The organism is Streptococcus infantis, from assembly GCF_018499575.1.
In the GTDB taxonomy this organism is placed as follows: domain Bacteria; phylum Bacillota; class Bacilli; order Lactobacillales; family Streptococcaceae; genus Streptococcus; species Streptococcus infantis_K.
The window spans coordinates 298632-320986 of record NZ_JAHDAP010000001.1 but is presented as its reverse complement, the minus strand read 5'-3'; the positions used below and the strand labels follow the sequence as shown (position 1 = coordinate 320986).

23 protein-coding genes are annotated in these 22355 nt (G+C 40.9%); 4 read left to right on the top strand and 19 right to left on the bottom strand.

The genetic code is table 11. From position 1 onward, the window contains the following. Positions 1-108 precede the first annotated feature (108 nt). The 7 genes from parC to KJR31_RS01515 form a co-directional block, all read right to left on the bottom strand. Entirely contained in the window at positions 109-2586 is a 2478-nt protein-coding gene (parC, locus tag KJR31_RS01545; protein WP_214261764.1) for a DNA topoisomerase IV subunit A, read from the bottom strand. A gap of 220 nt (positions 2587-2806) precedes the next feature. Next, positions 2807-3625, bottom strand: coding sequence for an aminoglycoside 6-adenylyltransferase (locus tag KJR31_RS01540; protein WP_214261763.1), 819 nt, complete (start codon positions 3623-3625; stop codon positions 2807-2809). Beyond that, positions 3615-4157 carry a hypothetical protein gene (locus KJR31_RS01535; RefSeq protein ID WP_250319665.1) on the bottom strand — a complete coding sequence of 181 codons (543 nt, stop codon included), beginning with the start codon at positions 4155-4157 and terminating at the stop codon, positions 3615-3617. The genes KJR31_RS01540 and KJR31_RS01535 overlap by 11 nt, the downstream gene beginning before the upstream one ends. Before the next feature lie 49 nt (positions 4158-4206). Continuing rightward, positions 4207-6150, bottom strand: coding sequence for a DNA topoisomerase IV subunit B (gene parE / locus KJR31_RS01530; RefSeq protein ID WP_214261762.1), 1944 nt, complete (start codon positions 6148-6150; stop codon positions 4207-4209). A 146-nt stretch (positions 6151-6296) separates the two neighbouring features. Beyond that, positions 6297-7139 (bottom strand): amino acid ABC transporter substrate-binding protein, encoded by an 843-nt coding sequence (locus tag KJR31_RS01525; protein ID WP_214261761.1) that lies wholly within the window; start codon positions 7137-7139, stop codon positions 6297-6299. 9 nt (positions 7140-7148) lie between these two features. Then, entirely contained in the window at positions 7149-7778 is a 630-nt protein-coding gene (locus tag KJR31_RS01520; RefSeq protein WP_214261760.1) for an amino acid ABC transporter ATP-binding protein, read from the bottom strand. 11 nt (positions 7779-7789) lie between these two features. Next, positions 7790-8431, bottom strand: coding sequence for an amino acid ABC transporter permease (locus KJR31_RS01515; protein WP_214261759.1), 642 nt, complete (start codon positions 8429-8431; stop codon positions 7790-7792). 217 nt (positions 8432-8648) lie between these two features. On the opposite strand from KJR31_RS01515, the gene plsY reads away from it, so the two are divergent. Further along, complete coding sequence (gene plsY, locus KJR31_RS01510) at positions 8649-9290, top strand: glycerol-3-phosphate 1-O-acyltransferase PlsY (RefSeq protein ID WP_214261758.1); 642 nt, start codon at positions 8649-8651, stop codon at positions 9288-9290. 31 nt (positions 9291-9321) lie between these two features. Here plsY and KJR31_RS01505 read toward each other — a convergent pair whose 3' ends face one another. The 9 genes from KJR31_RS01505 to KJR31_RS01465 all read right to left on the bottom strand — a co-directional run bounded on the left by KJR31_RS01505 (position 9322) and on the right by KJR31_RS01465 (position 17454). Beyond that, a complete protein-coding gene (locus KJR31_RS01505; RefSeq protein WP_214261757.1) occupies positions 9322-10278 on the bottom strand; it encodes an ABC transporter permease in 957 nt (318 codons plus the stop codon). A gap of 2 nt (positions 10279-10280) precedes the next feature. Further along, positions 10281-11339, bottom strand: a complete 1059-nt coding sequence (locus KJR31_RS01500; RefSeq protein WP_214261756.1) for an ABC transporter permease — start codon at positions 11337-11339, stop codon at positions 10281-10283. Next, positions 11332-12867 (bottom strand): ABC transporter ATP-binding protein, encoded by a 1536-nt coding sequence (locus KJR31_RS01495; RefSeq protein ID WP_214261755.1) that lies wholly within the window; start codon positions 12865-12867, stop codon positions 11332-11334. The genes KJR31_RS01500 and KJR31_RS01495 overlap by 8 nt, the downstream gene beginning before the upstream one ends. Positions 12868-13007: 140 nt before the next feature. Further along, positions 13008-14063, bottom strand: coding sequence for a BMP family lipoprotein (locus KJR31_RS01490; RefSeq protein ID WP_214261754.1), 1056 nt, complete (start codon positions 14061-14063; stop codon positions 13008-13010). 90 nt (positions 14064-14153) lie between these two features. Further along, positions 14154-14543, bottom strand: a complete 390-nt coding sequence (locus KJR31_RS01485; protein ID WP_214261753.1) for a cytidine deaminase — start codon at positions 14541-14543, stop codon at positions 14154-14156. Continuing rightward, a complete protein-coding gene (gene deoC, locus KJR31_RS01480; protein WP_214261752.1) occupies positions 14530-15192 on the bottom strand; it encodes a deoxyribose-phosphate aldolase in 663 nt (220 codons plus the stop codon). Before deoC ends, KJR31_RS01485 begins: the two co-directional genes overlap by 14 nt. 17 nt (positions 15193-15209) lie before the next feature. After that, a complete protein-coding gene (locus KJR31_RS01475) occupies positions 15210-16493 on the bottom strand; it encodes a pyrimidine-nucleoside phosphorylase (RefSeq protein WP_214261751.1) in 1284 nt (427 codons plus the stop codon). Further along, entirely contained in the window at positions 16490-17080 is a 591-nt protein-coding gene (locus KJR31_RS01470) for a class I SAM-dependent methyltransferase (protein WP_284444545.1), read from the bottom strand. Before KJR31_RS01470 ends, KJR31_RS01475 begins: the two co-directional genes overlap by 4 nt. Before the next feature lie 107 nt (positions 17081-17187). Further along, positions 17188-17454, bottom strand: coding sequence for a 1,4-dihydroxy-2-naphthoate prenyltransferase (locus KJR31_RS01465; RefSeq protein WP_349815555.1), 267 nt, complete (start codon positions 17452-17454; stop codon positions 17188-17190). Between the two features lie 135 nt (positions 17455-17589). Between KJR31_RS01465 and coaA the strand changes: the two genes are divergently transcribed. From coaA to KJR31_RS01450, 3 genes are all read left to right on the top strand, one after another. Beyond that, complete coding sequence (coaA, locus tag KJR31_RS01460; RefSeq protein WP_214261749.1) at positions 17590-18510, top strand: type I pantothenate kinase; 921 nt, start codon at positions 17590-17592, stop codon at positions 18508-18510. A gap of 52 nt (positions 18511-18562) precedes the next feature. Beyond that, a complete protein-coding gene (gene rpsT / locus KJR31_RS01455; RefSeq protein WP_029689886.1) occupies positions 18563-18811 on the top strand; it encodes a 30S ribosomal protein S20 in 249 nt (82 codons plus the stop codon). A 65-nt stretch (positions 18812-18876) separates the two neighbouring features. Then, the gene (locus KJR31_RS01450; RefSeq protein ID WP_214261748.1) at positions 18877-19389 is read left to right on the top strand and encodes a DNA topology modulation protein; all 513 of its coding nucleotides are present in this window, start codon (positions 18877-18879) and stop codon (positions 19387-19389) included. 95 nt (positions 19390-19484) lie between these two features. On the opposite strand, the gene deoD is transcribed toward KJR31_RS01450, so the two are convergent. The 3 genes from deoD to KJR31_RS01435 all read right to left on the bottom strand — a co-directional run bounded on the left by deoD (position 19485) and on the right by KJR31_RS01435 (position 22351). Beyond that, complete coding sequence (gene deoD, locus KJR31_RS01445; RefSeq protein ID WP_214261747.1) at positions 19485-20195, bottom strand: purine-nucleoside phosphorylase; 711 nt, start codon at positions 20193-20195, stop codon at positions 19485-19487. 213 nt (positions 20196-20408) lie between these two features. Continuing rightward, the gene (locus tag KJR31_RS01440; protein ID WP_214261746.1) at positions 20409-21119 is read right to left on the bottom strand and encodes a glutamine amidotransferase-related protein; all 711 of its coding nucleotides are present in this window, start codon (positions 21117-21119) and stop codon (positions 20409-20411) included. Further along, complete coding sequence (locus tag KJR31_RS01435) at positions 21116-22351, bottom strand: chloride channel protein (RefSeq protein ID WP_214261745.1); 1236 nt, start codon at positions 22349-22351, stop codon at positions 21116-21118. Before KJR31_RS01435 ends, KJR31_RS01440 begins: the two co-directional genes overlap by 4 nt. Positions 22352-22355 lie beyond the last annotated feature (4 nt).

Below are 22355 nucleotides of genomic sequence, written 5' to 3'. Positions count from 1 at the left end.
CTAATCAAGCTTTGTGTTCTATTCTACACTATTCTCCTAAAAATTCAAGTATTATTTGTAATTTTCTGAAAATTTTGCTTATAAAAAATCAGTCACTAGGACTGATTTTTAATTTTCTTTATCTTCTTTAAAGACTTCTTTGAGGTAGGCATCAAAAACTTCTTCATCAGAAATAGTATCTGAGATAAAGCTTCCATTACTTGTACGCTCTGATAGATTCAAATCTTGTAGGATGGCTTCGTAAATCGTTCCATTATTTGATTGAATGACAAGCGTTTGTTCGCCATCTTCTACTTCTGTACTAAAGAGATCTCCGATAAATCCTTGTTCTGAGACAGCACCGGCCAAGAAGACGCGATGTGGTTTACTCTTCAATTCTCTCAGAACTTGAAGACCACGCTTAGCGCGACTAGTTGCTGGAATTTCCTCTGTTGATACACGTTTCAAGCTTCCACGTTGCGTTAAAAGATAGAAAGATGAAGTATTGCAGATAAAGGCAGCTTGAAGCTCATCATCTGCTTTCAGATTCATAGCTTTAACACCTGCAGCCTTGGCTCCAACAACTGGAACCTCTTCGATATTAAAGCGAAGGGCATATCCATTTTTACTAATCAACAAAACATCATCCAATTTAATCGGAGCTACTGCTACAATCTGGTCACTATCGTCTTTCAACTTAGCATACTTGACAGACTTAGAGCGATAGGTTCTCCATGGAGAGAATTCTTTGCGTTCAACACGTTTGATTTGTCCAAGGCGAGTCGCTGCAAAGTAGGTCGTCGCATCCTCAAACTGATCCACAACTTCAACATAGAGCACTTCTTCATTAGTTTCAAAGTTGGTAATCGTTTGACTCAAGTGCTCCCCGATATCCTTCCAACGGATATCTGCCAACTCATGGACAGGGCGGTAAATGACATTCCCAAGCGTTGTAAAGATCAAGAGGTGCTGGGTGGTTTTGACAGATTGGACAAATAGCAATCGGTCATCATCCCGTTTCCCAATCTCCTCTAAGGTCGAAGCTGCGAAAGAACGAGGACTAGTACGCTTGATGTAACCTGTCTTAGTCACGCTGACGTAAGTATCTTCTTCAGCAATCAGACTAGCTGTATCAATCTCGATGACTTTTGCTGTATCTTCTAAAGCACTCAAACGTGGAGTCGCAAATTTCTTCTTGACCTCACGGAGTTCTTTCTTCATGAGATTGTACATGGTTCGTTCGTCACCGATAATAGCTGCAAGCATAGCAATCTTCTCACGAAGTTCTGCTTCTTCTTCTTGCAAGACAACCACGTCTGTATTCGTTAAACGATAAAGTTGCAAAGTAACGATAGCTTCAGCTTGTTCTTCCGTAAATTCATAGCTGACCTTGAGGTTTTCCTTGGCATCAGCCTTATTCTCAGAAGCACGGATAAGGGCAATGACTTCATCCAAAATAGAGATAACGCGAATCAAACCTTCCACGATATGGAGACGTTTTTCAGCCTTTTCCTTGTCAAAGCGAGAACGTGCCAAGATAACTTCACGACGGTGGGCAATATAACTAGACAAGATTGGCACAATCCCAACCTGACGAGGTGTGAAATTGTCAATCGCCACCATGTTGAAGTTGTAGTTGATTTGCAAGTCAGTGTACTTGAAAAGGTAGTTGAGAACAAGCTCCGTGTTCGCATCTTTCTTAAGTTCAATTGCGATACGAAGACCGTCACGGTCAGACTCATCACGAACCTCAGCGATACCTGCTACCTTGTTATTGACACGAACTTCATCGATTTTCTTGACCAAGTTAGCCTTATTGATTTCATAAGGAATCTCAGTGATAACGATTTGTTCCTTACCACCTTTTAGCTTCTCAATTTCAGTCTTGGAACGAACGACCACGCGCCCCTTACCAGTTTCATAGGCTTTCTTAATCTCATCACGGCCTTGGATGATAGCTCCTGTAGGAAAATCTGGTCCAGGCAAGAATTCCATCAACTTATCGACCTTGGCAGTCGGATGATCAATCATGTAGACTGTCGCATCAATAACTTCGGCCAAATTATGCGGTGGAATATCTGTGGCATAACCAGCTGAAATCCCGGTTGAACCATTGACTAAGAGGTTTGGAAAGGCTGCTGGCAAGACAGTTGGCTCTTTCTCCGTATCGTCAAAGTTCCAAGCAAAAGGAACTGTCTTTTTCTCGATATCCTGAAGAAGGTAGCCTGCAATCTCAGACAAGCGGGCCTCGGTATAACGCATAGCCGCAGGCGGATCCCCGTCCATAGAACCGTTGTTCCCATGCATTTCAACTAGAATCTCACGGTTTTTCCAGTCCTGAGACATGCGGACCATGGCATCATAGATAGAAGAATCTCCGTGTGGGTGGAAATTACCCATGATGTTCCCGACAGACTTGGCTGATTTACGGTAGCTCTTATCAAAAGTATTGCCATCCTTATTCATCGAATAAAGAATACGGCGTTGAACCGGCTTCAATCCATCACGAATGTCTGGCAAAGCCCGGTCTTGAATGATGTATTTGGAGTAGCGCCCAAAGCGCTCTCCCATGATGTCCTCTAAGGACATGTTTTGGATATTACTCATATAGGATACAAAGCCCGTAAAATGCAAAGTGAAATTAGGAAATTCTTGCAGTAAGCGATGCTCACAAGAGAATTTATCTTTTTCACACAGTATTTAGGGCGTGTTCAACTCCTTTCAAAGAATGTAGAGTAGTTTTTTTATAGACAAAGGTGTTCAGTTACTATAAATAACCAAACTATCCTTGCTGTAGTTTAAATTGATAAATAGAGTTCTTTATTTCTTAGTAATTAGGAAGTTTTGACTCAGCATACTGAATCATCTTCTCAGCTACTTCCCTATCGTATTCAAAGCCCATCTTTTGGGAAAGACTTTGAGCTTCTTGATGAAAAATTTGCATCGTAGCCAATAAAGACTGAATGATTTTGTCTAAACTCGAGAAATCAAGCAGATTTGAGAAGTCCTTCTCCGTCTCAGCAGGCAAGTAATTAAAGAGGTACTTGTAGTTTTTACCGATATCGACCTTTCCCCTATCACTTGCTACCTGCCAAGACAAGACTTTTAACAACTCTTGCTGGCAAATACCGTAGAGATGATCGGTCGCATAGACTAACTGATTACGACAAATTCCTTTGACCACGTAGGCTGATACCCACCAAAATTCATTACAAGATTTTTCAAAATCCGTCTCACTAGCTGGATCTATCCAAAAACGCTCTGGACTTGGAGAATAAGTCTCAAAAATACCCTTCTTATCTTCTAAAACTGTGAAGCCTGCCTCACTATCCACCCATTCTTGCATGTGTTCTTGTGGGCAGAGAGTCAAATCAATGCGATTACCATCCTCAAAGAGCATGAGGTAAAGATGGCGATGTCCTAGAGTAACCTCTTGCTCGATGATACGTTTTCCGAACCTGTCCAACCAAGAAATGTCTCTCGTTAGATTATCCAAATCGTCCACAACATAGACTACGTCGTAATCCTGAAACTCATCTTTTGGTGCTTGATCATCTGTTCTAGAACCCGATAAAGCGACAGTATCAACCTGTAATTTTTTAGCTGTTTCTAAAATCAGTCCAAGTATTTCTTGGTCAGTTCTCATGTGGTTTTTCCTCAGTGGTCTCTATGTTCTGAATAACAGCATCTTCATTTCTTTGCTGAAGAAGCTTCTGAACTCTTTTTCTTTCAAGTTCACCAATTATAAATTGAATAATCGAACTGATGCCATAAAGTGGCAGTAACAAAAGAATCCCCATTTCTTCAGTCAACATTAAAAATAAGAAAATAATACTCGAAAATATCGCTAAAAACCAGGCATTTATTCTAAGAATTTTTGAGTACACACTAGGATAATGCTTGAGATGTTTACTGCTTTTATAAACGCCTGTAAAACCAAAAGCTAAGCTAGCTGGTGTGAAAATAAAGATATCAAAAGTATAGAATAGCAAGCCTGCATAAGGATTGGATCTTAAAGGATTATCAAATAAAAAGACACAGGCAGTTACTATGGTTAATAGTAAGAATTCAAGAAAGCGACTTTTCTCAGGTTTACCTTGTTTAGCACTTATAAACATAACTGCACCTATAGCTAAAACTATCGCAAGAAAAGGAGTATGATACAATAAACTTATCATGATTTATACCTCTTTTAAAGAGCTAAGATTTTGAAGGAGGAAGATTTACTTAAAACACTGTTGCTTCTTCTAGCGTAAACTTAACATTGTCCTCAATCCACTTACGGCGTGGTTCGACCTTGTCTCCCATGAGGACGTTTACGCGGCGTTCAGCGCGTGCTAGATCTTCGATTGTAACACGGATAAGAGTGCGGGTTTCTGGATTCATGGTTGTTTCCCAAAGTTGATCCGCGTTCATCTCACCGAGCCCCTTATAGCGTTGGAGGGTAGCACCTTTACCAAACTGCTTACGTAGTTCTTCTAGCTCACCATCTGTCCAAGCGTAGGCCACTTCTTCTTTCTTACCTTTCCCTTTTGACATCTTGTAAAGAGGTGGAAGGGCGATATAAACATGACCTGCCTCAACTAGTGGACGCATATAGCGGTAAAAGAAGGTTAAGAGAAGAGTTTGAATGTGGGCACCGTCGGTATCCGCATCGGTCATGATAATAATCTTGTCATAGTTGGCATCTTCAAGCGAGAAGTCTGCTCCAACACCTGCACCGATGGTATAAATCATGGTATTGATTTCTTCATTTTTGAGGATATCAGCCATCTTGGCCTTGGCTGTATTGATAACCTTACCACGAAGAGGCAAGATAGCTTGAAACTTGCGGTCACGACCTTGCTTAGCAGAACCACCGGCAGAGTCTCCCTCGACTAGGTAGAGTTCGTTCTTAGCTGGATTTTTAGACTGGGCTGGGGTTAATTTTCCAGAAAGCAAGCCCTTATCTTTCTTATTTTTCTTACCATTACGACTCTCATCACGCGCCTTACGTGCTGCTTCACGAGCATCACGCGCCTTGATAGCCTTGCGAATCAGATTAGAAGCTAGTTCACCATTTTCCATAAGGAAGAAGGTCAACTTATCAGCCACAATTCCATCTACAACAGGACGAGCAAGGGGACTTCCTAGTTTATCCTTAGTCTGTCCTTCAAACTGCAAGTGTTCTTCAGGGACTAGAATAGAAAGAACGGCTGCTAATCCTTCACGGTAATCGGACCCTTCAAGATTTTTATCCTTTTCCTTGAGAAGACCTGTCTTACGGGCGTAGTCATTCATGACTTTGGTAATAGCAGACTTAAGTCCTGTCTCATGCGTTCCACCGTCCTTAGTGCGAACGTTATTTACAAATGACAAGATGTTATCAGAAAATCCATCATTATACTGGAGGGCTACTTCCACTTGGAAACCATTGTCTTCGCCTTCAAAGTAAAGAACTGGAGTTAAGGTTTCCTTGTCTTCATTGAGGTAAGAAACAAAGTCCTGTACCCCGTTCTCATAGTGAAATTCGATTGCTTCATCTGTTCGCTTGTCCGTTAATGACAAGGTTACATTTTTCAAGAGAAAAGCTGATTCATTAAGGCGTTCTGAAATGGTATTGTACTTGAAGTCGGTTGTAGAAAAGATACTAGCATCCGGCATGAAGGTTACTTTGGTACCTGTCTTAGATTTTGATGCCGTTCCAATCTTTTCAAGGGTTGTAACTGGCTTGCCTCCATTTTCAAAACGTTGTCTATAAACTGCGCCATCACGAGTAATTTCTACCTCTAACCAACTAGAGAGGGCATTGACGACAGAAGATCCAACCCCGTGGAGACCTCCTGATGTCTTATAACCACCCTGACCGAATTTTCCTCCGGCGTGAAGGATGGTAAAGATAACCTCAACCGTTGGAATTCCCATAGCGTGCATTCCAGTCGGCATTCCACGTCCATGGTCTTGAACCGTTAAACTTCCGTCTTTATTGATTGTCACATCGATACGGTCACCAAATCCAGACAAGGCCTCATCGACCGCATTATCGACGATTTCCCAGACAAGGTGGTGGAGACCAGCACCATCGGTCGATCCGATATACATCCCTGGACGTTTACGGACCGCATCCAACCCTTCTAGCACCTGAATGGCGTCATCATTATAATTGTTAATATTGATTTCCTTTTTTGACACAAGGAACCTCCTATTTGTTCATCTTTTCTATTTTACAGGTTTTCTAGCGATTTTGCAAAGTTTTTCTAGTTAAAAAGCCTATTCCCAAGTCCTTTTTAGCAAAAACTTTACCAATCTCCACCAAAAAAAGAAACCAAGACATAATCTTAGTTTTCTTTTCCTTTAACTTGGTTGGTAGCCACATCTTCACCAAACCATTTCTTGCTAATTTCTTGGAATTTACCTTCTTGATAGAGCTCGACAAAAGCCTTATTCAAATTGGCTAATAAGGTCTTGTCCGCTGGTCTTACTCCAACTGCAAAGGATTCACTCTCAAAACCAGCAGGAAAAATCTCATACTGGTCTAAAATTCCTTGAGTTTCAAGATAATAATTGGCGTAAACACGGTCAATTAAAAGGGCATCAATCCGATCATTTTGCAAGTCAATCAAGGCTTCATTAAAACTCTGATATTGGTTGGCTTTTTGATCTTTTACGATATTTTTTAAGAGTTCTGGTTGGGCTTCGAAATCTATATAACCAGAAGATCCTGCCTGGGCACCCAAAACCTTGCCTGTCATATCAGACACTGATTGTATATTCTGAGATTTCTTAGAGACTAGAACTTGCTGATTTTCCATGTAAGGAATGGTAAAAGCAACCTTCTCACGGCGTTCATCAGTCGCTGAATATCCATTCCAGATAGCATCAATGGTGCCGTTTTGAAGTTCGGTTTCCTTCATGTCCCAATCAATGGGTTGAAACTGTACCTTGAAACCAAGTTTCTCAGAAACAGCCTGTGCTAAATCAATGTCAAATCCAGCATATTGCCCATTCTTTTCTTCAAAGCCCATGGGAACAAAGGTATTGTCAAACCCGATGGTAATTGTACCCTGTTCTTGGTATTTGTCCCAATTATCGACTTTGGGATCACTAGCTTTTTGTGTGCATCCTACCAGGAAAAAAGCCAGAAAGAATACCAAAACAAGGCTGATTTTCATTCGATTCATAGATACCTCCTACTTAGGCTCTACTTTGAGAATCTGATCAGCAATATTCTCTGCAAACTGGAGATCGTGAGTCACGACAATCTGAGTCATGCCTAATTCTCGATTTTGTAGAATCAGTTTTTCAACTTCAAGACGCAACTCAGGATCAAGTGCAGAAGTTGGTTCATCATAACCAATCACTTCTGGATCTATCATCATAGCACGCGCTAAAGCAACACGTTGCTTTTGCCCACCAGATAATGAGTATGGATAAGCATCTGCGTGTGCTTCGAGCCCCAGACGAGCGAGTAAGTCGGTTGCCTTCTTCTTGGCATCTGCTTCAGACATCCCCATAGTTTTGATGGGTGACAAAATCAAGTTCTCCATAACGGATAAGTGAGGAAAAAGCTGAAAATCTTGAAAAACAAAACCTAATAAGTGACGCTTTTCAAGTTCATCCAAAGGTAGGGATTCTCCATTATAAAAAATCTCACCTGAATCAATGGTTTCTAGTCCAGCTAACATTCTAAGCAAGGTAGTCTTCCCACCACCAGAAGGACCAACGATGGCCAAAATCTGCTTTTCAGGGATTGTTAAATTGAAATTGGATAAAATTTCTTTTTTTCCAAATTTTTTGCTGATATTTTTTAACTCTAACATGGATAACCCTCCTATCTATAGTAGCTGAACTTCTTCTCAAGTTTCTTAGCTAGGATTGTAACGATACCAATCATAAGAAGATAGATAGCGCCTGCTAGGAACATGGGAATCAAGCTCGCATCACGATTGGCTGCTGTACGACTAGCTAGGATTAGATCTGAAATACCCAGTGCATAAACCAAAGACGTATCTTTAACCAAACTCATAACCTCGTTAAATACACTTGGTAAAACAATCTTAGTGACTTGAGGCAAAATGATATAGCGAACGGTATCGATAGGATTCAATTTCAAAACCTTAGCTGCTTCATATTGTCCTTGAGGAATGGTTGCAATCCCTCCACGGAATATTTCTGCAAAATAGGCTGCATAATTAAGCGTGAAAGCAATAATCGCTGCTGGTACCCGATCAAGTCGAATCCCGATACTTGGCAAAACATAATAGATAAAGATTAACTGCAAGAGCAAGGGTGTCCCACGCATCACCCATATATAAACATCAATCATGTAATGGAGGGGTTTCCAATGGACCTGTAAGCAAAAGGCAACCAAAATGCCTAAAGGGATTGAAAACAGTAAGACCAGTGCAAATACTTGTAAAGTCATTATCGCACCGCTCAATAAACTTGGTAATATCTCAAATAAGTAAGACATATTCCACCTCCTAAAAATAATTGTTCCTATTATAGCATAAATAAACACAAAATCAAGTTTTTTCAGAAATTTTCATGTATTTTTAAAACTTTAGCTTTGATTTATGAATAAAAATAGTAGTCATGATAAACTTGTGAGCTTTGATAAAGAATCAGATGTCACAAGTGGCTTACAGATTCAGTTTCGTTTCTCTCCTGTTTCATGGTATAATAGAAGCATGATGACAATAGTATTATTAATTTTAGCTTATTTATTGGGTTCAATCCCTTCAGGCTTATGGATTGGGCAAATCTTCTTTAACATCAATATAAGAGAACATGGATCTGGTAATACTGGAACGACCAATACCTTCAGAATTTTAGGAAAAAAAGCTGGGATGGTAACTTTTGCAATTGATTTCTTTAAGGGTACTTTGGCTACTCTACTTCCACTAATCTTCCATGTACAGGGAATTTCGCCAATCGTCTTTGGACTTTTAGCAGTCCTCGGCCATACCTTCCCAATCTTTGCAAAATTCAAGGGTGGTAAGGCTGTCGCTACCAGCGCTGGAGTTATTTTGGGATTTGCTCCTCTCTTTTGCCTCTACCTTGCAGTCATTTTCTTTGGAATCCTTTATCTGGGAAGTATGATTTCCCTTTCTAGTATATCAGCTGCTATAGCTGCGATTCTTGGAGTCCTTCTATTTCCTCTTTTTGGATTTATCTTAAGTAGTTATGACCTACTTTTCACTGTGATTATTATTGGTCTTGCAAGTCTAGTAATTGTGAGACACAAGGACAATATCAAACGCATCCAAAATAAAACAGAAAATATTATCCCTTGGGGACTCAACTTAACTCACCAAGAACCTAAAAAATAAAACGTCAGTTGAAACTGACGTTTTTTTTATATTACTTAGATTTAATATAGTTGATACCGTCTGCCTTTGGTGCAACAGCTTTACCAAAGAATGCTGCTAGGACGACAATGGTCAAGAGGTATGGTGCGATTTGCAAGTAAACGGCTGGAACTCCTTGCAAGAAAGGAAGTTGAGAACCGATAACTGCCAAACTTTGTGAGAGTCCAAAGAAAAGACTTGAAAGCATAGCACCAACAGGATTCCATTTACCAAAAATCATGGCAGCAAGAGCGATAAACCCTGGACCGACGATGGTTGTCACTGAGAAGTTAACAGAAATTGATTGAGCGTAAATAGCTCCACCGATTCCTCCAAGGAAACCTGAAATCACAACTCCAAGATATCTCATCTTGTAAACATTAATTCCCAAAGTGTCTGCCGCTTGTGGATGTTCACCTACTGAACGAAGACGAAGTCCAAAGCGAGTTTTAAAGAGAACAAACCATGCTAAGAATGAGAAAGCAATTGCTAGATAACCAAGTAAACTTGTTGACTTGAAGAAGATATCTCCGATAACTGGGATATTCGCCAAAAGAGGGAAATCAAATCGACCAAATGTTTGCGTTAAGTTATCCGTTTGTCCCTTGTTATAAAGCACCTTGACCAAGAAGACTGCCAAGGCAGGTGCCATCAAGTTAAGTACGGTACCACTGACAACATGGTCAGCACGGAAATGAATTGTAGCTACTGCGTGAATGAGCGAGAAGAGCGCTCCGACTAATCCACCAACTAGAAGCGCAAACCAAGGAGTTAATGCTCCCAAATCTTGAGCAAATTCAAGGTTAAAAACAACTCCAGAAAAGGCACCCATGACCATGATTCCTTCAAGACCAACGTTAACAACTCCTCCACGTTCAGAGAAAACTCCTCCGATACTTGTGAAAATAAGTGGTGCTGAGTAAATCAACATGGACGAAACCATAAGGGTTAACATTGTTGTAATCGACATCCTTATTTACCTCCTTTAAGTTGTTTTCTTGGTTTGACAAAGCGTTCGATGATGTAGTGAACGCTGACAAAGAAGATAATTGAGGCTGTAACGATACTTACAAGCTCAGATGGTACTTGTGCAGCATTCATACCCGGTGCTCCAACCTGTAGGACACTGAATAAGAAGGCCGCAAATAGAATTCCAACTGGGGAGTTTGACGCAAGTAGACTTACTGCCATACCGTTAAATCCGACTGCCAATGATGAACCTTGAACGTAGACGTTTTGGAAGGTACCAAGTCCTTCTACTGCTCCACCAAGTCCTGCGAGGGCACCCGAAATAATCATGGATAGAATAATGGTACGTTTAGCTGAAATACCTGCATATTCAGAAGCATTTGGATTTAGACCAACTGCACGGATCTCAAAACCGAGAGTTGTCTTCTTAAGCATGAACCAGATAACCGCAACAGCTATGATCGCAAAGAAAATCCCAATGTTCATACGAGAATTTCCTGTTAGCTCAGCAAGCCAAGGTGTTTGATAAGTTGCATTTGCACTAACACGAATAGACGAATCCGTACTTTGCATAATTTCTTTAGGGAAGCTGTGGATAAAGGCATTCCCCACATAAAGAACAATGTAGTTCATCATAATGGTTACGATAACCTCAGATGTCCCAAGGTAGGCTCTTAAGATACCAGGAATTGCTCCAACGATTCCTCCCGCAACTAAGGCAATAACAATTGTCGCAAGAATCATCAAAGGACGTGGCAAATCTGGGAAAGAAAGAGCGAACCAACCACTCATAACCCAACCTGCGAGGGCTTGTCCCGGAAGACCAACGTTAAAGAAACCAGCACGGCTTGCCACTGCAAATCCTAGAGCAATCAAGACCAAAGGTCCCATGGCACGGAAGATTTCACCGATTCCACGTACACTACCAAAGGCTGTGTAGAATAGTTCTTCATATCCCCAGATAGCATCGTAGCCAAAAATCCACATGACGATGGCTCCGAGTAGGATCCCTAAAATAACAGAAATCAAAGGAACCGAAATTTGTTGTAATTTTTTAGACATCACTCTTCTCCTTTTCCAATTCACCACCAGCCATCAAGACTCCAAGCTCTTGCTTGTTGGTTGTTTCTGGGGTTACAATCCCTTGAATCTTACCATCGTGGATAACGGCAATTCTATCAGAGACATTTAGAATCTCATCTAGTTCAAAGCTGACTACAAGGACAGCTTTCCCATTATCACGTTCTTGAATCAAGCGTTTGTGAATGTACTCAATGGCACCGACGTCCAAACCACGAGTTGGTTGGCTGACGATGAGGAGATCAGGATTTCGATCAACTTCTCGAGCGATGATAGCTTTTTGTTGATTTCCTCCAGAAAGAGCTGAGGCTGGAACAATCTCACTAGCAGCACGCACATCGAATTCTTGCATTAATTGCTTAGCGTACCCGATGATATTGGTATAATTTAAAATTCCCTTCTTGCTAAGAGGTTCCTTATAGTAGGTTTGAAGAGCGATATTTTCAGAAATCATCATTTCCAAGACCAAACCATCACGGTGACGGTCTTCAGGAACGTGGCCCACACTCATTTCTGTAATTTGGCGAGGGTGTAAACCTACGATAGACTGGCCTTTCAACTCCACACTACCAGACTCAATCTTACGGAGTCCAGTGATAGCTTGGATCAATTCTGACTGACCATTTCCATCAATCCCGGCAATTCCGACAATCTCACCAGCTCGAACATCGAGTGAGAGATTTTTAACGGCAGGAACACCTCGGTTTTCGTTTACTACTAGGTCTTTAATAGACAGAATAACTTCTTTAGGTTGAGCTTCCTGTTTCTCAGTTTTAAAGGAAACAGAACGTCCTACCATCATCTCAGCTAAGTCAGCATTAGTTGCACCAGCAATCTCAACTGTTTCAATAGATTTACCACGACGGATAACTGTAACACGGTCAGATACAGCACGAATCTCATCCAATTTGTGGGTAATCAAGATAATGGATTTACCTTCTTTGACCAAATTCTTCATAATAGCCATCAACTCATCAATTTCTGATGGTGTTAAGACGGCAGTTGGTTCGTCAAAGATAAGAATGTCTGCACCACGATAAAGTGTCTTTAAGATTTCAACCCGTTGTTGAGCCCCTACAGAGATATCTGCCACTTTGGCAGAAGGATCCACAGCAAGACCATAGCGTTCAGACAACTCATTGATTTCTCGAGTAGCACGAGCAATATCTAGCACACCTTTTTTGGTCAATTCACTCCCCAAAATGATATTTTCAGCAACAGTGAAAGCTTCTACCAACATAAAGTGTTGGTGAACCATCCCAATTCCTAGGCTAGCAGCTTTTGATGGTGAGTCAAGTTTCACAACTTGACCATTAACAACAATTTCACCACTAGTTGGTTCTAGAAGCCCCGCTAGCATGTTCATAAGAGTGGACTTACCAGCTCCATTTTCTCCTAAAAGTGCATGAATTTCACCTTTACGAAGTACAAGGTTAATCTTGTCGTTAGCGACAAATTCACCAAAAACTTTGGTAATTTCACGCATTTCAATGACATTTTCGTGTGCCATGTGCTCTTCCTTTCAGAGTTTTATTTTGTTTCAATAAAACCTGCTAAAGAAACTTAGCAAGCTCTATTGAGACAAAACCATTTGCCTCAATTCTTAAAGAAGCGGCCCAAGACCGCTTCCTAAGAAATGACTTCCATCAATTATTTTTCAGGAACTTTGATGCTACCATCAAGGATTTTAGCTTTTGCATCTTCAACAGCTTTTTTACCTTCTTCAGAAAGGTTTGTCATTGCCAAATCAACACCTTTATCCTTCAATGAGTAAACGATAACTTGACCACCAGGGAATTCACCTTTTTCAGCTTTGTTAGCAAGGTCTTTTACAGCTGTACCAACTTGTTTCAAAGTAGAAGCAAGTACGAAGTTAGCTTCTTTACCATCTTTAGAAGTGTATTTACCTTCATCAACTTGGTCACGGTCTACACCGATAACCCAAACTTTTTCGTCTTCATTTTTGCTTTCGTTCAAAGATTTAGCTTCAGAGAAGACACCTGCTCCAGTACCACCAGCTGCTTGGTAGATAACGTCTGCACCTGCAGCGTATTGAGCTGCAGCAATTGTTTTACCTTTAGCAGCATCACCAAATGAACCAGCGTAGTCTACTTGAACTTTGATAGATGGGTCAACTGACTCAACACCAGCTTTGAAACCAGCTGCGAAGCGAGAAATAACTTCAGATTCCATACCACCTACAAAACCAACTTGTTTTGTTTTAGTAGTTTTAGCTGCAGCGACACCTGCAAGGTATGCTGCTTCGTTATCAGCAAAAGTAGCACTTACAACATTTTTTTGATCTTTGATCACATCGTCAATCAAAACATAGTTTATATCTGTATGTTCTTTGGCAGCATCAGCAACTGCATTTTTAAGTGCAAAACCAATACCATAGATCAAGTTGTAGTTTCCAGCTGCTTGTTGCAAGTTGTTTGCGTAGTCAGCTTCACTTGTTGATTGGAAGTAAGTATAACCTTTATCTTTTTCAAGGTTGTGTTCTTTACCCCAAGCTTGAAGACCTTCCCAAGCTGATTGGTTGAATGATTTGTCATCAACACCACCAGTATCTGTAACGATAGCTGCTTTAGTCTTCACATCAGAAGAAGATGAAGCTGCATTACGAGAAGAGCGATTACCACATGCAGCAAGTCCAAATGCTGCTACTGCAACTAGACCAAGGCCTAGCCATTGTTTCTTGTTCATTACTGAACCTCCTAAATAAGATGCGCAACTAAGTTGCAAGTATGGATAGATAGGTCACAAGGACCCTTGTCACTCAGGGAGTGACACAGACTAATGCAAGTCTGTAAAAGAATATGGAAGTAATTCCCCGACCGTCATCTCGACCGTCGTTTTATCTTTGGCGACTAGAGTCACCTTTAGATCTGGTTTAAAAAATTCGGCCATGACTTGGCGACAAGCACCACAAGGTGAAATCGGTTTTTCTGTTTGACCATAGACAATCAATTCTGAAAAGTCTCGCTGTCCTTCAGAAACCGCCTTAAAGATAGCTGTTCTTTCGCCACAGTTGGTCAAAGAGAAGCTAGCATTCTCGACATTGACTCCAGTATAAACACTTCCATCCTTGGCAACCAATACGGCACCAATTGGGAAATGTGAGTAGGGCACATAGGCTTTTTTACTAGTTTCAATTGCTAAATCAATCAACTCAGTAGTCGCCATCCGCTAATTCTCCTTTAAGGATTGCTACACCAGAAGATGTTCCGATACGAGTAGCTCCAGCTTCAACAAAGGCAACAGCATCTGCATACGAGCGAGCTCCTCCAGCAGCCTTGACCCCCATATCAGGTCCAACTGTCTGGCGCATTAATTTAACATCCGGTAGGGTTGCACCACCTGTTGAGAAACCAGTAGAAGTCTTGACAAAGTCTGCTCCTGCTTTCTGAGCTAGCTGACAAGCGAGAATTTTTTCCTCATCGGTTAACAAACAAGCTTCAATAATAACCTTTACGAGTTTGTCTCCACTTGCTTCAACAACTGCTCGAATATCTGACTCAACTAAATCAGCATTCTCAGACTTGAGTGCTCCAACATTGATGACCATATCAATCTCATCAGCACCATTTTGGATAGCTTCTTTGGTTTCGAATGCTTTAACAGCGGATGTTGTGGCTCCAAGTGGGAAGCCTACAACTGTACAAACCTTGACATCAGTATTTTCTAGACCAGCTTTTGCATGAGAAACCCAGCAAGGATTGACACAAACACTGGCAAAATCATAGTCTTTGGCTTCAGATAACAAATGATCGATTTGTTGTTCAGTCGCATCTTGCTTCAAAAGCGTATGATCAATGTATTTATTTAATTTCATTTCGAATTTTCCTTAAATCAGGAGATAATCTCTATAATTTCTCGTGTTTTTATCACTTCGTCACTTATTTTAATTTTAACATATTTTTGAAAATCTGTAACTAGTTCAGGAGAAATTTTGCCATTTGCATATACTTTTGCGACAATTTCACCTTTTTTGACAGCATCTCCAACTTTCTTCTCAAAAACAATCCCTGTCTCATAGTCAAGAGTATCGGTTTTAACAGCACGACCAGCACCTAATCTCATAGCAAAAAGACCGAATTCCATGGCTGGAAGTTCTGCGATAATACCATCCTCTTGAGCAGGAATATCAAATACATGGTCAACTTTTACTGGACGATAGAGGTCTTCTAGGTTTCCACCCTGAGCTAGAACCATCTCTTCAAATTTCTTGATTGCCTGACCATTTTCAAGATGTTGCCTTACTTCCTCGACTGTTTTTTCAACATTTGCCAGAGAAAGCATAATCTGAGCTAACTCACAGATAAAGTGACTAATATCCTCGCGTCCTTTACCCTGAAGAATTTCTAGTGCTTCTAGAATTTCCAAGCGGTTCCCAATGGCACGTCCCAAAGGTTGACTCATATCCGTAATGACTGCTACTGTCTTACGGTCAACAGCCTTACCAAGGTTTACCATGGTTTGAGCCAATTCACGCGCCTCATCAACTGTCTTCATAAAGGCACCTTCACCGACTGTTACATCCAGCAAAATAGCATCGGCTCCAGCTGCAATTTTTTTACTCATGACAGAACTAGCAATCAAGGGAATCGTATCAACTGTCGCAGTGACATCACGTAGTGCATAGAGAAGTTTATCCGCTTTGACTAGTTGGTCAGATTGACCAATAACTGAAACCCCGATATCCTGAACCTGTTTGATAAAGTCTTCTTGACCGCGTTCGACTTGAAAACCTTTGATAGATTCTAATTTATCGATTGTTCCGCCAGTATGTCCTAGACCTCTACCACTCATTTTGGCAACTGGAACATCAAAACTAGCTACCAAGGGTGCTAGGATTAAAGTTACCTTGTCACCAACACCACCCGTAGAGTGTTTATCAACCTTCACACCATTTATAGCAGACAAATCAAACTCCTGACCTGTCTTGACCATGTTCATAGTCAAATCGGAAATCTCTCTAGTGGTCATGCCTTTAAAATAAACAGCCATAGCAAAGGCAGACATCTGGTAGTCAGGAACTGTTCCTGCAACATATCCTTCAATCAGCCATTGGATTTCACTAGAGCTGAGTTCTTGGCCGTCTCTTTTTTTCTGGATTAGATCTACTGCTCTCATTCTTTCACACTTCTAAGGATATAATATCCCTTATCTTTCTTTACAACCTCGCAGTTGCCAAATACTTCTTTCATCTTGTTTTTGGCACTTGGAGCTCCTTGTTTTTTCTGAATAACAATGGTTAAATCTCCACCGTCTACAAGATAATCAATGCTTTTCTCGATGATTTCATGGACGACTTGCTTGCCTGCACGGATGGGTGGATTCGAAATGACATGGTCAAATTGCCCTTCTACCTGCTCATAAATATTGGACTGGAAGATAGTCGCTTGAACATTGTTTTTTACTGCATTTTGCTGGGCCAAATCCAGGGCACGATTGTTAATATCCACCATAGTCGCTTGAACACCATTAGCTTTAACCAAAGACAAGCCTATTGGACCGTAGCCACAACCAACATCCAGAATTTTTTCACCTTTTTCAACATCGAGACATCTTAGCAATAACTGACTTCCAAAATCAATCATTTTTTTGCTAAAGACACCTGCATCCGTCAAAAAAGTCATCTTTTCTCCAAGTAGTTCCACTCTTAGCTCATGAACATCATGGGCCGCATCTGGATTTTCTGCATAATACATTTTACTCATAGTTTCATTTTACCACATAAATAAGTTAATTGTAAATCGTTTACATGACAACAAAGGCTTTTGTTTGCCATTGATTTATTAAAAAATAGTATAAGTTACCTAATCCCTTAGGGCCCGAGCAAATAAGAACCCAATGCCATCGTGATAGCAAAAGAAAAAATACAGGCCAGACCAAACAAGAAAAGCCACCATTTTCTTGTTAAAATGGCGAGAATCAGGTAAATAAAACCAATAATTGGTAGCAAGAATAACAAGACAAACGCAGACCAACTATAGGTTTGACTTCCTAAACTCACAGTAAACTCAATCAAAGTCGGAGATAACCACAGAATCACAACCAGTAAGCTAGTCAGTTTTAGAATTTTATCACTCACCACTAGTCTCATAACATCACCTCTTTTGATTGCTATACTACTTATATTTTAACAAAGAAAGCGCTTTTTCTCAAATGATTCAGATGTCTTTCTTTGTAAATTATGGTATACTGAGATATCAAACGAGGAAATTTTATGACCAACGAATTTATACATTATGAAAAAATCAGTCGAGGAACTTGGCAATCTTTGCATCGTAAAACTACACCTCCTTTAACCGAGGAGGAATTGGATTCGATTAAGAGTTTTAATGACCAGATTAGTCTCCAAGATGTAACAGATATTTACCTGCCGCTAGCTCATCTGATTCAAATCTACAAACGCTCTAAAGAAGACCTAGCCTTTTCAAAAGGAATTTTTCTCCAAAGGGAGAGTAAGAATCAGCCATTTATTATCGGAATTTCAGGTAGTGTCGCTGTTGGCAAATCAACTACTAGCCGACTCTTACAAATTTTGCTTTCACGTATTTTTCCAGAAGCAAGTGTTGAATTAGTGACAACTGATGGCTTTCTGTATCCTAACAGCATCTTAAACGAGCGTAATATCCTAAACCGAAAAGGTTTCCCTGAGAGTTATGATATGGAAAGCTTGCTCAATTTCCTGGATCAACTTAAAAACGGTCAGGATGTTGACATTCCTGTTTATTCTCACGAAATCTACGATATCGTACCTGATAAAACACAAAGAGTTCAAGCAGCGGATTTTGTCATCGTAGAGGGTATCAACGTCTTTCAAACACCACATAACAGCCGTCTTTATATTACAGACTTTTTCGATTTTTCAATCTATGTAGATGCTGCAGTCGAGGATATCGAGAGCTGGTATTTGGATCGTTTTTTGAAACTTCTTAGCTTTGCACAAGATGATCCAAACAACTATTACTATCGTTTCACCCAACAACCAATCAGTGAAGTCAAAGATTTTGCCCATCAGGTTTGGACAAGTATTAATTTGACCAATCTACAAAACTACATCGAACCGACAAGAAATCGGGCTGAAGTCATTCTTCACAAATCTAAAAATCATGAAATTGATGAAATTTATTTAAAAAAGTGATTTCCCCTTGTCAAAATAATAGTTTTCAGATATAATGGTATAGTTAGTAAATATGGAGGTAAGAACATTGGCAAACATTAAATCAGCTATCAAACGCGCTGAATTGAACGTTAAACAAAACGAAAAGAACTCAGCTCAAAAATCAGCTATGCGTACTGCTATCAAAGCTTTTGAAGCAAACCCATCTGAAGAACTTTACCGTGCTGCTAGCTCAGCCATCGATAAAGCAGAAACTAAAGGTTTGATCCACAAGAATAAAGCTAACCGTGATAAAGCACGTCTTGCAGCTAAACTTGGTTAATCTTTAACTGGATACAAAATGAGCTCTTCGGAGCTTTTTTTGTACACATTTTTCTGGAGGTTATCATGAAAATTGCTATTATAGGATATTCAGGGTCAGGTAAATCTACTCTGGCAGAAAAACTTTCCAGCTACTACTCCATTCCTAAACTCCATATGGACACCCTTCAATTTCAGCCAGGCTGGGTAGACAGTAACCGCGATTGGATGTTAAAAGAGATGAGAGACTTTCTCACCGAACATTCCGATTGGGTTATTGACGGTAACTATAGCTGGTGTTACTATGAGGAAAGAATGGAGCAAGCTGACCAGATTATCTTTCTAAACTTTTCAGCTTGGAATTGTTTAGCAAGAGCCTTAAAACGCTATCTACAATACAGAGGAAAAGTTAGAGAAAGTATGGCGGATGGGTGTCAAGAACAATTTAATTGGGAATTTATTAGTTGGATTCTCTGGGATGGACGAACAAAAAATGCTAAGGTAAGATACCAAAAATTAAGTGATACCTACCCTGAAAAGATGCATATTCTCCATTCTCAAGCAGAGATTGATTGTTTCTTACAATCTCTTAAAAAATAGACGATAGAGCAACATTCATTTAGGTCATAGTATGGACTGAATGACTAAAAAAGGAAGATTTTCTGGATGAAAATCTTCCTTTTTTGTGTTTTCTTTTATTCTGCAATTAAAGTCTCTAGACCAACCTTCATCATATCAGTGAAGGTGTTTTGGCGTTCTTCAGCTGTTGTATCCTCATCTGGATTGACCAAACTATCTGAGATGGTCATAATGGCAAGAGCATCAACATGGTGTTGAGCTGCCAAATAGTAAAGAGCTGCTGCTTCCATTTCCACAGCCTTGACTCCCCATTTACCAAGCTCGATGTTCTTTTCAAAGTAGTTTGAGTAGAAAACATCTGATGACAAGACATTGCCGACGTGTGTAGTCATGCCAAGGTCTTTAGCAATATGGTAAGCCTTATCTAGCAAGTCAAAACTTGCAATTTGTGGGAAATCGTATTGAGGCCAATCGTTGCGGATGATGTTTGAGTTGGTTGCTGCTGCTTGAGCCAAGACCAATTCACGGACGTGAACATCCTCATTCAAAGATCCAGCCGTTCCGACACGGATCAATTTCTTTACTCCGTAGTCGACAATCAACTCACGCGCATAGATAGAGATGGATGGCATCCCCATTCCTGTTCCCATGACAGATACACGGTGACCTTTGTAAGTACCTGTGTAACCAAACATGTTACGGACTTTGTTAAAGCAAACAGCATCTTCAAGAAAATTCTCAGCGATAAATTTTGCACGAAGAGGATCCCCAGGAAGAAGAATTTTATCAGCAATTTCACCCTGCTTAGCAGCAATATGGATAGACATGTTTAAGATATAAAGGGCGACAGAGAACAAAGGAAAAATAGGAAACTGACGAAGCATCACAGATGCTAGACAGTTTATCTTTTTTCCACAGTTCTCCGCCCGTATTCAGTTCAGTGAATACGGTTAACCCTTCCTTTCTGTGTATATTTCTTATTTAGAAAAGCTTTCCGCTCGTGTTCAAATCTGAACACACGCCCTACCTTTCTTTTTTATTTAGTTTGTTAATGAATCCAAAAATGCGTATAATTTTGCATTCATTTCTTGATAATCGTAAGCACGGATGGCTTCAGGTTTTTCGACAAATGGCAATGTTTGACTTTGGGCTTCCAAAGCGGCTTCACCATCTGCAGCAATTAAGAGATTGACTGCTTCTGGATCAAATTCCAAGTGAGCTTGGAAGGCATAGTGTTTAGGACTGAAGCGTATAATCTGCCGTGGACAACCTTGACTGGTCGCAAGGACAACAGCATCCTCTGTCAATCCCGGCATATCTCCATGCCAATGTCCTGAATCAAAGCTCTCACCAAATAAGGCGACATTCGGATCTGCTAATCCTTCAAGGGTTAGGTCCACCGGATAAACACCAATCTCTCGTTCTGGACTATGTTCATACTCTGCGCCATAAGCTACAGACAGGAGCTGCGCACCAAGACAGACACCAACGATGTAGCGATCCGCCTTCATAGCTTTTTGAATTAGTTCAATCTCAGCTTGCGGATCATAGTAAGGGAAGGTTGCGCGATCCTCATCTGGCGATTGTGGTCCTCCCATGACAATCAAAAAATCGATTTCATCCACTGTCTCAGGTAGAGCTTCCCGCTCGTAGACCTTGGTCATTTTCACCTGATGACCACGCTCCTGCGCCCACTTTAGATAGGCACCAGGTACTTCAAAAGTTTCGTGCAAAACAAAATGCACTCTCATCGTTTATTCTCCCATCTATTTTGAATCACATAAGACACACCAGCAGTTAGTGCCAGCGGTAGAATCAAGGCCCAGCTCTGTCCTGTAAAACCAAGACTTAGGGCAATGGCAGTCATGGGAGCTTGTAATGTTGTCCCTAAAAAGACTGTCGCTCCAAGCAACATTCCTAGAGCAGGATCTAGTTGAACGCCAACTGCAGAAAGAATCATGGTCACCAAATAACCAGATCCAATTCCTAAGGCAAATGATGGCGTCAAGGTTCCCCCATAGGCACCATTACTCAAGAGGATATAAACCAGAAGCCCTTTCACGACCAAGATCAAGGCTAGATTAGAAAATGGTTGACCTGATAGAACGGCTTGAGCTAGAACCTGTCCATTCCCCATAAAAATCGGGTAAAAGATCACAATACCAGCTAGCACCATAAATGCTAAAGGCAGAGCCCATAGAATGGTCCAATCCTTCCGCCGTTTGCGACTAGCCTGTTTGGCTAGAAAACGAAAGGCAAGTGCCAATGGAGTAACCAATAGAGCCACTAAGACAGCCTGCAAGAAACCACTTGCTGACCAATGAACTTGCGACAGGTGGTAAATAGCACCATGACCAACGATTGGTTGGGCCACCCAAGCCGCTAGATAAGTACTGGACAAGACCAGTAAGACATTTTTCCAGCGATAGGACAACCCTAAGGTCTCAAAGACAAACAAGCTACTAGCAAAGGGAATCTGATAGACCGCAGCTAACCCCGCTCCAGCTCCACAAGCAATCAAAACTCTTTGCTCTTTGATCGTCAAGGACAAAACTTTTCCCAAACGACCAGCTATAAGTGCCCCAACCTCACGTGGAGCTCCTTCTTTTCCGACCGAAGCGCCAGCTCCGACAATCGCAACCTGCATACTTGCATGAAGGATATGGGCTAGGGGCGCTGGTTCTCTATCTCCAACCTGATCAATTTGCTTACGAATAGACAGAATCTTATAACGTTTCTGCAAAACATACCAGAATCCTGCTGCCAAAAGCCCTGTCACAGATAAGACAAGAAATCTACGAAGACCTCCGGCTTCCCGAAATTGCTGGAGCAGATCAGATCGTTCTTGGCCGAAAGCCAACTTTTGTACGCCATCTAGTAGAAAATGACAGGCGATTCCGACCAGACCTGTTCCTATTCCTAAAGCGACGGTCGCTAAAAGCAGACGCCAGCCATAGGGCAGACTTTGGAGTCGTGCTTTCATCATC

What these genes read in the sequence shown, in the direction of transcription:
- parC (WP_214261764.1), bottom strand. Translation starts at nt 2,586, where the DNA reads ATGAGTAATATCCAAAACATGTCCTTAGAGGACATCATGGGAGAGCGC.
- KJR31_RS01540 (WP_214261763.1), bottom strand. Translation starts at nt 3,625, where the DNA reads ATGAGAACTGACCAAGAAATACTTGGACTGATTTTAGAAACAGCTAAA.
- KJR31_RS01535 (WP_250319665.1), bottom strand. Translation starts at nt 4,157, where the DNA reads ATGATAAGTTTATTGTATCATACTCCTTTTCTTGCGATAGTTTTAGCT.
- KJR31_RS01525 (WP_214261761.1), bottom strand. Translation starts at nt 7,139, where the DNA reads ATGAATCGAATGAAAATCAGCCTTGTTTTGGTATTCTTTCTGGCTTTT.
- KJR31_RS01520 (WP_214261760.1), bottom strand. Translation starts at nt 7,778, where the DNA reads ATGTTAGAGTTAAAAAATATCAGCAAAAAATTTGGAAAAAAAGAAATT.
- KJR31_RS01515 (WP_214261759.1), bottom strand. Translation starts at nt 8,431, where the DNA reads ATGTCTTACTTATTTGAGATATTACCAAGTTTATTGAGCGGTGCGATA.
- plsY (WP_214261758.1), top strand. Translation starts at nt 8,649, where the DNA reads ATGATGACAATAGTATTATTAATTTTAGCTTATTTATTGGGTTCAATC.
- KJR31_RS01505 (WP_214261757.1), bottom strand. Translation starts at nt 10,278, where the DNA reads ATGTCGATTACAACAATGTTAACCCTTATGGTTTCGTCCATGTTGATT.
- KJR31_RS01500 (WP_214261756.1), bottom strand. Translation starts at nt 11,339, where the DNA reads ATGTCTAAAAAATTACAACAAATTTCGGTTCCTTTGATTTCTGTTATT.
- KJR31_RS01495 (WP_214261755.1), bottom strand. Translation starts at nt 12,867, where the DNA reads ATGGCACACGAAAATGTCATTGAAATGCGTGAAATTACCAAAGTTTTT.
- KJR31_RS01490 (WP_214261754.1), bottom strand. Translation starts at nt 14,063, where the DNA reads ATGAACAAGAAACAATGGCTAGGCCTTGGTCTAGTTGCAGTAGCAGCA.
- KJR31_RS01485 (WP_214261753.1), bottom strand. Translation starts at nt 14,543, where the DNA reads ATGGCGACTACTGAGTTGATTGATTTAGCAATTGAAACTAGTAAAAAA.
- deoC (WP_214261752.1), bottom strand. Translation starts at nt 15,192, where the DNA reads ATGAAATTAAATAAATACATTGATCATACGCTTTTGAAGCAAGATGCG.
- KJR31_RS01475 (WP_214261751.1), bottom strand. Translation starts at nt 16,493, where the DNA reads ATGAGAGCAGTAGATCTAATCCAGAAAAAAAGAGACGGCCAAGAACTC.
- KJR31_RS01470 (WP_284444545.1), bottom strand. Translation starts at nt 17,080, where the DNA reads ATGAGTAAAATGTATTATGCAGAAAATCCAGATGCGGCCCATGATGTT.
- coaA (WP_214261749.1), top strand. Translation starts at nt 17,590, where the DNA reads ATGACCAACGAATTTATACATTATGAAAAAATCAGTCGAGGAACTTGG.
- rpsT (WP_029689886.1), top strand. Translation starts at nt 18,563, where the DNA reads ATGGAGGTAAGAACATTGGCAAACATTAAATCAGCTATCAAACGCGCT.
- KJR31_RS01450 (WP_214261748.1), top strand. Translation starts at nt 18,877, where the DNA reads ATGAAAATTGCTATTATAGGATATTCAGGGTCAGGTAAATCTACTCTG.
- deoD (WP_214261747.1), bottom strand. Translation starts at nt 20,195, where the DNA reads ATGTCTATCCATATTGCTGCTAAGCAGGGTGAAATTGCTGATAAAATT.
- KJR31_RS01440 (WP_214261746.1), bottom strand. Translation starts at nt 21,119, where the DNA reads ATGAGAGTGCATTTTGTTTTGCACGAAACTTTTGAAGTACCTGGTGCC.
- KJR31_RS01435 (WP_214261745.1), bottom strand. Translation starts at nt 22,351, where the DNA reads ATGAAAGCACGACTCCAAAGTCTGCCCTATGGCTGGCGTCTGCTTTTA.